The sequence below is a fragment of the Frankia sp. CcMO1 genome (assembly GCF_977945845.1).
Window position 1 is genome coordinate 1,293 of sequence record NZ_CDWTMG010000193.1, and the last position, 8,521, is coordinate 9,813.

The 8,521-nt window shown below is 71.9% G+C and carries 7 protein-coding genes; all 7 read left to right on the plus strand.

From position 1 onward, the window contains the following. The first annotated feature begins 799 nt into the window (after positions 1 to 799). The gene (locus tag AC08OU_RS18700; protein ID WP_476601512.1) at positions 800 to 2,239 is read left to right on the plus strand and encodes a replication-associated recombination protein A; all 1,440 of its coding nucleotides are present in this window, start codon (positions 800 to 802) and stop codon (positions 2,237 to 2,239) included. Positions 2,240 to 2,382: 143 nt separating this feature from the next. Then, positions 2,383 to 2,913 (plus strand): DUF948 domain-containing protein, encoded by a 531-nt coding sequence (locus AC08OU_RS18705; protein WP_476601510.1) that lies wholly within the window; start codon positions 2,383 to 2,385, stop codon positions 2,911 to 2,913. After that, positions 2,914 to 3,288 carry a hypothetical protein gene (locus AC08OU_RS18710; protein ID WP_462186050.1) on the plus strand — a complete coding sequence of 125 codons (375 nt, stop codon included), beginning with the start codon at positions 2,914 to 2,916 and terminating at the stop codon, positions 3,286 to 3,288. It begins immediately after the preceding gene. A gap of 124 nt (positions 3,289 to 3,412) precedes the next feature. Next, positions 3,413 to 6,058 carry an alanine--tRNA ligase gene (alaS, locus tag AC08OU_RS18715; RefSeq protein WP_476601509.1) on the plus strand — a complete coding sequence of 882 codons (2,646 nt, stop codon included), beginning with the start codon at positions 3,413 to 3,415 and terminating at the stop codon, positions 6,056 to 6,058. Continuing rightward, positions 6,055 to 6,633 (plus strand): Holliday junction resolvase RuvX, encoded by a 579-nt coding sequence (ruvX, locus tag AC08OU_RS18720; protein ID WP_476601508.1) that lies wholly within the window; start codon positions 6,055 to 6,057, stop codon positions 6,631 to 6,633. Before alaS ends, ruvX begins: the two co-directional genes overlap by 4 nt. Next, a complete protein-coding gene (gene mltG / locus AC08OU_RS18725) occupies positions 6,630 to 7,895 on the plus strand; it encodes an endolytic transglycosylase MltG (protein ID WP_476601507.1) in 1,266 nt (421 codons plus the stop codon). Before ruvX ends, mltG begins: the two co-directional genes overlap by 4 nt. Before the next feature lie 50 nt (positions 7,896 to 7,945). Beyond that, positions 7,946 to 8,521: shikimate dehydrogenase family protein (locus AC08OU_RS18730; RefSeq protein ID WP_476605420.1), on the plus strand; the 576-nt coding region annotated here is incomplete at its 3' end.

Below are 8,521 nucleotides of genomic sequence, written 5' to 3' on the forward strand. Positions count from 1 at the left end.
GGCTCGGCTGATGCGATCGGAGCTTCGGGTATCGCGCTGTTCTTGTCGAAGCGGTGCCCGCGTGATGCGGCGGCACGGTTTCCGAGGGCGCGGGGCGGCTGTAGCACGGTCATCGGGTGGCACCTCTCCGGGGCAGGGTTTCGGTCTCCGGGTGAGCTGGTTGGTTCTGGCGGTGCGGTGCGGTAGCCCGTCGTCGCGATCTGGGCTGGTCAGGGCGATTTCGTAATCCGGCCCGGTTCCCGGGTCGGTTTCGGGCGCGGTTCCGTCCGGAACACCGTGCATTACCACGAAGGTGGCACGTGTGCTCAGTCGAGCAGCTGAACGGACTAGCTGAATGATAATACGCGCACCATTGGGGCTCGGTTGTCCGACGTGAACGAAGTGTGGTCTCTCGGGGGATTGTGCCGGATGACGCGCGGCGCACTACCCGTTCGCCGCGCGTTCCGGCACATTGGCCGCGTTCCGGCACATTGGCAATGAAGCTCTGGTGGTCCGAGCGTGGTCGGGGAAATGGGCGTGGGGTCGTAAGGGCCAATTTAAGATACTTATGCCGTTGTATGAAATATGTCTGCTTCGGTGGGCCGCCGTCGGGGCCGCGGTCTGCCGTGCTCCGGGCTGATCGTGCCTCCCGACGGTCGTACGACGGTCGTACGGTGAACGGGTGAGCCTGTTCGACGCCGATCTCTCCGCTGCTGCCGGGGCTGGTGCCGGGGCGTCCGATGCGTCGGCAGCCGGGACGGCGTCCCGCTCCGCCTCGGGGTTCGCCGGTCCCCGGGATCAGCGTGGCAGCGGTCCGGGGGTGGACCGCGCGGCTCCGCTCGCCGCCCGGCTGCGGCCGCGGACCCTGGACGAGGTCGTGGGCCAGCGACATCTGCTCGGACCGGGAAGCCCGCTGCGCCGGCTGGTCGAGGGGGGCGCAACGACCTCGGTCGTGCTGTGGGGACCGCCCGGCACCGGCAAGACCACGCTGGCGCACATCGTGTCGAGGGCGACCGGGCGACGCTTCCGGGAGCTGTCCGCGGTCACCGCCGGAGTGAAGGATGTCCGCGCCGTCATCGATGAGGCTCGCGAGACGCTGTCAACGTCTGGTGCGCGCACAGTGCTGTTCATCGACGAGGTGCACCGGTTCACCCGGACGCAGCAGGACGCGTTGCTGCCCTCGGTCGAGCGCGGCTGGGTCACTCTGGTCGCCGCCACCACCGAGAACCCCTTCTCCTCCGTGGTCAGCCCCCTGCTGTCCCGGTCGTTGCTGCTGACGCTGGAGCCGCTGACCAACGACGACATCCGCGGGGTGCTGGCCCGGGCGCTGCGCGACCCGCGTGGGTACGACGGGCGGCTGTCGGTGTCCGACGAGGCCCGCGAGCACGTGGTCCGCCTTGCCGGAGGTGACGCCCGCCGGGCCCTCACCAGCCTGGAGGCCGGGGTCGAGGCGCTGCTCGAAGCCCATGAGCGCGAATCCGGACCGGGCGGGAACGCCGGGGCGGGTGCCGATGCCGGGGCGGGTGCAGACACCGAGGCGCTTGTCGACCCGCGGCCACGGCTCGATCTCGACCTGCTGGAGCGGGCCGTCAACCGGGCCGCAGTGCGCTACGACCGGTCCGGGGACCAGCACTACGACGTGATCAGTGCCTTCATCAAGTCGATGCGGGGCGGCGACGTCGACGCGGCCCTCCACTACCTCGCGCGGATGCTGGAGGCCGGCGAGGATCCCCGGTTCGTCGCTCGAAGGATGATCATCCTTGCCAGTGAGGACATCGGCATGGCCGATCCGGGCGCGCTCGGTGTCGCGGTCGCGGCCAGCCAGGCGCTGGAGTTCGTCGGCCTGCCCGAGGCCCGCCTGGCGCTCGCGCAGGCGGTCATCCACCTGGCGCTGGCGCCCAAGTCGAACGCGGTGATCCGGGCGATCGACGCCGCCACCTCGGATGTTCGTGCCGGGCGGGCCGGGCCGGTGCCCGCGCAGCTGCGCGACGCCCACTACCGCGGCGCGCAGCGGGTCGGCCACGGCGCGGGCTACCTGTACCCGCACGACGCCCCCGGCAACGTCGTGCGTCAGCAGTACCCGCCGGACGGGCTGACCTCGACCTACTACTACCAGCCGAGCGGTAACGGCTTCGAGCGCCGCGCGGCCGATCGGGTCCGTGAGCTGCGTGGCGTCGTACGCGGTGACCCACCGCCGTCCCCGGGCTCGTCCCCACCGCCCTCTTCGCCGCCCTTCCCACCGTTCTCCTCGCCGTCCTGACTTCTCTCGTGGGGGCTACCCGTGGCCCCGGTAGCCGTCTCGGTAAGGTCACTCCAGGAGCGTCGGCTGGGTGGCGCCCGCGGCACGGCGGATCGAATCGGGTGGGTGGGACCGGCCCAACGACGATGGAGGCAGGAGCACATATGTCCGGTGGTGCGGTCGCGGGCCTGATCGCGTCGGGCGCGTTCGCGGTGCTCGTCCTCTTCGGCTGTTACGTCCTGCTCAAGCTCGGCAAGATCTTCGATGAGGCCGCGGCCCGGGTACGCCAGACCGGTCTCGCCCTCGACGAGGGAACCGCCCGGGTCCGGCAGGCCGGCGCGACGGTCGACGAGGTCAATCTGGCACTCTCGCACGTCAACAAAGAACTCGACCGGGTCGATGCGATTACGGCGAACGTGCAGTCGATCACGACCAACGTCTCCTCGCTGACATCGTTGTTCGCGGCGACGCTCGGCGGCCCGATGGTGCGTGTCGCGGCGTTCAGCTACGGCGTGCGCCAGGCGGCGGCCAAGCGGACCCGCTCGGAGGTCGAGTCCCGGGTGACGGCCCAGATGAAGGCCGAGAAGGCGGCGCGCCGGTCGGCCGGGCGTGGCGGCCCGCAGCCCGCGGGCGAGAAGACCCCGTCGGTGCCCACGGCCGCCGGCGCGGCGGGCGGGCGTAGGGGAGGCCGGTAGATGTCGAGGATCTTCTATCTCGCTTTCGGGGCGGCGGCCGGCGTCGTGGTGGTGCGCCAGGTGGCGAAGGCCGCAGCCTCCCTGACGCCGACGAGCCTGGCCGGCTCTCTCGTACAGTCGGTACAGGAGTTCCTCGCGGACGTGCGCGAGGCCGCGGCCGAGCGGGAGGAGGAGATCCGTGTCGCGCTCGGCCTCGACGGTGATCCGGACGAAGCAGATCGAGGCGACAAAGCGGACCGAGGCGATGCGGTCGGGGCTGCCCCGCCCCGGGACGCCGCAGCGCAGGCCGCCGGCTCCGGCGCGCCGCGCTACCCCGCTGACCTCGACGACGCCGAACGCACGATGCGGCTCGTCCCCGGCGCCCGGCGGCCCTGAGGACTCCCTCGCCCGCGGGCCGGGGGCACCTGCCCTCACCGCAGCCCGGAAGGCGCGCCCGACCTACAGCGCGCCAGCCCGGGATGTCGAACCTCTTCCCACGAGTCTGGACGACGTGAACCCGATGGACACGGCCGAGATCCGTAGCCGCTTTCTCAACCACTTCGCCCGGCGCGGGCACACCGTCGTCCCGAGCGCCTCACTGGTCGCCCAGGATCCGACGTTGCTGCTGGTCAACGCCGGCATGGTGCCGTTTAAGCCCTATTTTCTCGGGGATCTCCCGGCGCCGTGGCCGCGGGCGACCAGCGTGCAGAAATGCGTGCGGACGGTCGACATCGAGAATGTCGGGCACACCGCGCGGCACGCCTCCTTCTTCCAGATGTGCGGCAACTTCTCGTTCGGCGACTATTTCAAGGCCGAGGCGATCCCGTTCGCCTTCGAGCTGCTCACCGAAGGGTTCGGCTTCAAGGCCGACGACCTGTGGGCGACGGTCTACCTCGACGACGACGAGGCCGAGGGGATCTGGCGCGAGCTGCTGCCCGCCGAGCGTATCCAGCGCCGCGGCAAGGAGGACAACTTCTGGTCGATGGGCGTGCCCGGGCCGTGCGGGCCGTGCAGCGAGATCTACTTCGACCGCGGCTCCGCCTACGGCCGCGAGGGCGGTCCGATCGCGGACGAGGAGCGATACCTCGAGGTCTGGAACCTCGTCTTCATGCAGTACGAGCGGGGCGAGGGCGCCGGGTACGACTATCCGATCGAGCGTGAGCTGCCGGCCCGCAACATCGACACCGGGATGGGCCTGGAGCGGATGGCGACCATCCTCCAGGGCGTCGACAACCTCTACGAGATCGACGTCTCCCGGCCGGTGCTCGACGCTGCCGGCCGGCTGACCGGGCGGCGCTACGGCGCGGACCCCGCCGACGACGTGCGGTTGCGAGTGATCGCCGACCACACCCGCACCGCCGCGATGCTGATCTCCGACGGCGCCGTCCCCTCCAACGAGGGGCGCGGCTACGTGCTGCGCCGCATGCTGCGCCGGGCGATCCGCAACGCCCGGCTGCTCGGCGCCCACGAGCCGGTGATGAGCGAGCTGTTCGCGGTCGTCGGCTCGGCGATGGGGACGATCTATCCCGAACTGGTCGACAACGCCGAGACGATCACCGGGGTCGCCGTCGCGGAGGAGCAGGCGTTCGCCGAGACGCTGCGCACCGGCACCACGATCTTCGACACCGCGGCGCGCCAGGCCCGATCCCTGGGCTCGACCATGCTGGGCGGCGAGGCGGCCTTCAAGCTGCACGACACCTACGGCTTCCCCATCGACCTGACGCTGGAGATGGCCGCTGAGGCGGGCCTGTCCGTCGACGAGGCGGGTTTCCACCGGCTGATGGACCGCCAGCGGCAGGCTGCGAAGGCGGACCGGGCCGCGCGGCGGATCGGCAACGTCGACCTGTCCGCGTTCCGGCCGATCCTGGCCCGTTCCGGCCCGACGACCTTCACCGGGTACGAGGAGCTCAGCCGGGCCTCCGGCGTGGTGGGCCTCATCGGCATCGCCGACGGCGCGGGGCTGGCGGCGGCGGGGGAGGGCACCGAGGTCGGGGTCGTGCTCGACGCGACCCCCTTCTACGCCGAGAGTGGCGGCCAGGAGCCCGACCTCGGTCGGCTGCGCTTCGACGGCGGCGAGGTCGAGGTGCTCGACGTCCAGCGGCCCGTGCCCGACCTGGTCCTACACCGGGTGCGGGTGCTCGGCGGCGAGCTGCGGCTTGGCGCGGAGGTGTTCGCGGAGGTGGATGCCGATCGTCGCCGCGGGGTGTCCCGGTCGCACACCGCCACCCATCTCGTGCACACCGCGTTCCGTCGCGCGCTGGGCGAGGGCGCGACCCAGGCCGGTTCGCTGAACTCCCCGGGCCGGCTGCGGTTCGACTTCCACGCCCTCGGCGCGGTGCCGCCGTCGGTGCTCGCCGACGTCGAGGACGAGATCAACGAGGTCGCCCTGCGTGACCTGCCGGTGCGGGCCTTCGTGACCACGCAGGAGGAGGCCCGCCGGCTCGGCGCGATGGCGCTGTTCGGCGAGAAGTACGGCGACGCCGTGCGGGTCGTCGATGTGGGCGACTACGCCCGCGAGCTGTGCGGTGGCACGCACGTCGCGAGCTCCGCGCAGCTTGGCGCGGTGAAGCTGCTGTCGGAGGCGTCGATCTCCGCGGGCACCCGCCGGGTCGAGGGGCTGGTTGGCCTCGACGCCTTCCGCTACCTGGCGCGCGAGCATCTCCTGGTGTCGCAGCTGTCCACCGCGCTGAAGGCCCGTCCGGACGAGCTGGTGGACCGGGTCACCGACATCGTCGGCCGGCTGCGCGACGCCGAGCGGGAGTTGGAACGACTGCGGGCCGCCGCGGTGCTCGCCGGGGCCGGGGCGCTGGCCGAGGGTGCCGAGGAGGTGGCTGGCGTCGCCGTGGTCACCGCCGAGGTGCCCGCCGGCACCGCCCCCGACGACGTGCGGCTGCTGGCGCTGGACGTGCGTGGGCGGCTGGCCGGGCGGCCCGCCGTCGTCGCCGTGGCCAAGGCCGACGGGTCGTCGATCGTTGTGGTGACCGACGACGCCGCGCGCGGCCGGGGGCTGCGCGCCGGTGACCTGGTGCGGCAGTCCTGGGCGAGCCTGGGTGGCAAGGGCGGCGGCAAGCCGGACGTGGCCCAGGGCGGCGGGGGGGGCCCACAGCTGGTGCCGGCGGTGTTTGCCAGGCTGCGGGGGCTGGTGGCCGAGCACGCCTCGCGGTGAGCGGCTCGGGCTCCCGGCCCGGGGCTTCTCGGCCCGGGGTGCGGATCGGGGTCGACGTCGGCTCGGTGCGGGTCGGGGTCGCCGCTAGCGACCCCGGCGGCGTGCTCGCGGTTCCGGTGACTACCCTGGCCAGGGATAGACGGGGCAATGCGGACATCGATCGGCTTGTCCTCATCGTCCGGGAGCGGCAGGCTGTAGAGGTCGTGGTCGGCCTGCCCAGACAGATGTCCGGGCAGGAAGGCCGGGCGGTCCGGCTGGTGCGGCAGTACGCCGAGGTACTCGCCGAGCGGATCGCACCCGTCCCCGTGCGTTTTGTGGACGAGCGGCTCACCACGGTTGCGGCTCATCGCAGGATGGCCGAGCGTGGCGTTCGTTCGCGTGCCCGCCGGAGTCTCGTGGATCAGGAGGCAGCCGTGCAGATCCTGCAGCACGACCTGGACAGCCGCCGGGGGAGCGGCGCGCCTGGCGCGATCGGGTGTGCCGCCCCGGTCACGGGTCCGGACGGCGTGGTCCGGGCTCCGGGAGACGACCCCCGGGCCCCGGGCGGTGCCGTCCCGCCGTCGGGCGAGAGGTGACCGGCGGCGACCTCGACGAGATACTCGACGAGGACCCCTACTCGCGTCGCCGTCGGGCCCGCCAGCGCGATGATCGTTACTCGGCTGATCGCTACGCCGACGATCAGTACCCGGACGACCGTGCCGGGGTCGACTGGGACCACCGCGCCTGGGACGACGGCGGCGGCTGGGACGAGCCCGATCCCGACGGCGGCCGGCGCGGTCGCGCGCTGCCGAAGCTCATCGCGGTGCTCGTCGTGGTCGCCGCCCTGCTGGGACTGGGGATCTACGGGGTGGGGAAGGTCGTCGGGCACATCTCGACCGGCGAGCCCGCCGACTACTCCGGCTCCGGCGAGGGCATCGCGGTGGTCCAGATCCCGGCCGGGGCGAGCACTCGCGAGATCGCCGGGGAGCTGCACGACGCGAACGTGACCGCGAGTGTCGCCGCGTTTGTCAAGGCCGCCGCCGCGAACCCGAAGTCGCTGGGCATCCAGCCGGGCACCTACCGTCTGCACACCAGGATGAGCGCCGCCGCGGCGCTCGAGGCCCTGCTCGACCCGGCCTCGTCCGCGCCGTTCAAGTTCGTCATCAAGGAGGGCATGACCGTCCGTGAGGTTCTCACGGCACTGCATGAACGCCTCCCGGGCACGTCGATGGCAGACCTGGAGGCGATCGCGAAGAACCCTACCCAGCTGGGCCTGCCGTCCTACGCGCCGCCGAACCTGCTGGAGGGCTATCTTTTCCCGTCCACCTACGACCTCATGCCCGGGGCCACGCCCGAGCAGCTGCTGCGCTCCTTCGTCGACCGCTTCAAGCGGGAGACCGCGGCGATCGATCTGGAGGGCAGGGCCGCCGCGATCGGGGTCCTGCCGAAGGACATCGTCACTATCGCCTCGATCATCGAGAAGGAGGTGGCCAACCGCGACGAGGGTCCGAAGGTGGCCCGGGTGATCTACAATCGGCTCAAGGACACGTCGGGGAGATTCGGCCGGCTCGACATGGACTCGACCACTCGCTACGCCACGGACGGGTACGAGGGGCCGTTGACCAGGGAACAACTCTCTCAGAACAACCCGTACAACACACGGGCCGTGAAAGGGTTGCCGCCGGGCGCAATCTCCAACCCCGGCGTCTGGGCGCTGCGGTCGGCGCTGGAACCGACCGACGGATCGTGGTTTTATTTCGTCTCCATGCCGCAGAGCAAGGTGACGGTCTTCGCCACCACGGAGCGGGAGTGGGAGCAGGCAGAGGCCCAGTACCGGCGTGAAGGGGGCCGTGAGTAGTGCGAGGGAAGCCGCGAGCATGAGGCCGCGAGCATGAGGAGGGCCCGGTAGTGCCGGAGATCGTTCCCGTCGGCACGACCCCGGCCCGCAGCCGGCCCCCTGAGTGCCATCGTCGGCCCGTGGAACCGTCGGCGACCGTCGCGGCTACCGCGTCGTCGTCGAGCCCCGCCCGCGCCGCCGTGCTCGGGGCACCGGTGGGCCATTCGCTCTCCCCGGTGCTGCATGCCGCCGCCTACGCCAGGCTCGGTCTCGCGGTGACGTACACCGCCGTGCACTGCGACGAGACCGGGCTCGCCGCGATACTCACCCGGGTCCGCACGGATCCGGACTGGGTCGGGCTGTCCCTGACCATGCCGCTCAAGACCGTCGCGCTCGACCTGCTCGACGAGGTGGACGCGACGGCGGCGGTCATCGGCGCCGTCAACACGGTCGTCGTTGGGCCCGCCGGTCGGTTGCGTGGCTACAACACCGACGTGGACGGCATCAGCATGGCGCTGCGCCGGGTGATGCGCGGCGCGGTCCCGTGCCAGCCGCTCGTACTCGGTGCCGGTGGCACGGCCCGCGCCGCGGTCGCGGCGGTCGCCGCGGTCGCCGCGGCGGGCTGCACCCGCCTCGGCGTCGTCGCC

Coding starts and splice junctions, on each gene's coding strand:
- AC08OU_RS18705 (WP_476601510.1), top strand. CDS start 2,383: ATGTCCGGTGGTGCGGTCGCGGGCCTGATCGCGTCGGGCGCGTTCGCG.
- AC08OU_RS18710 (WP_462186050.1), top strand. CDS start 2,914: ATGTCGAGGATCTTCTATCTCGCTTTCGGGGCGGCGGCCGGCGTCGTG.
- alaS (WP_476601509.1), top strand. CDS start 3,413: ATGGACACGGCCGAGATCCGTAGCCGCTTTCTCAACCACTTCGCCCGG.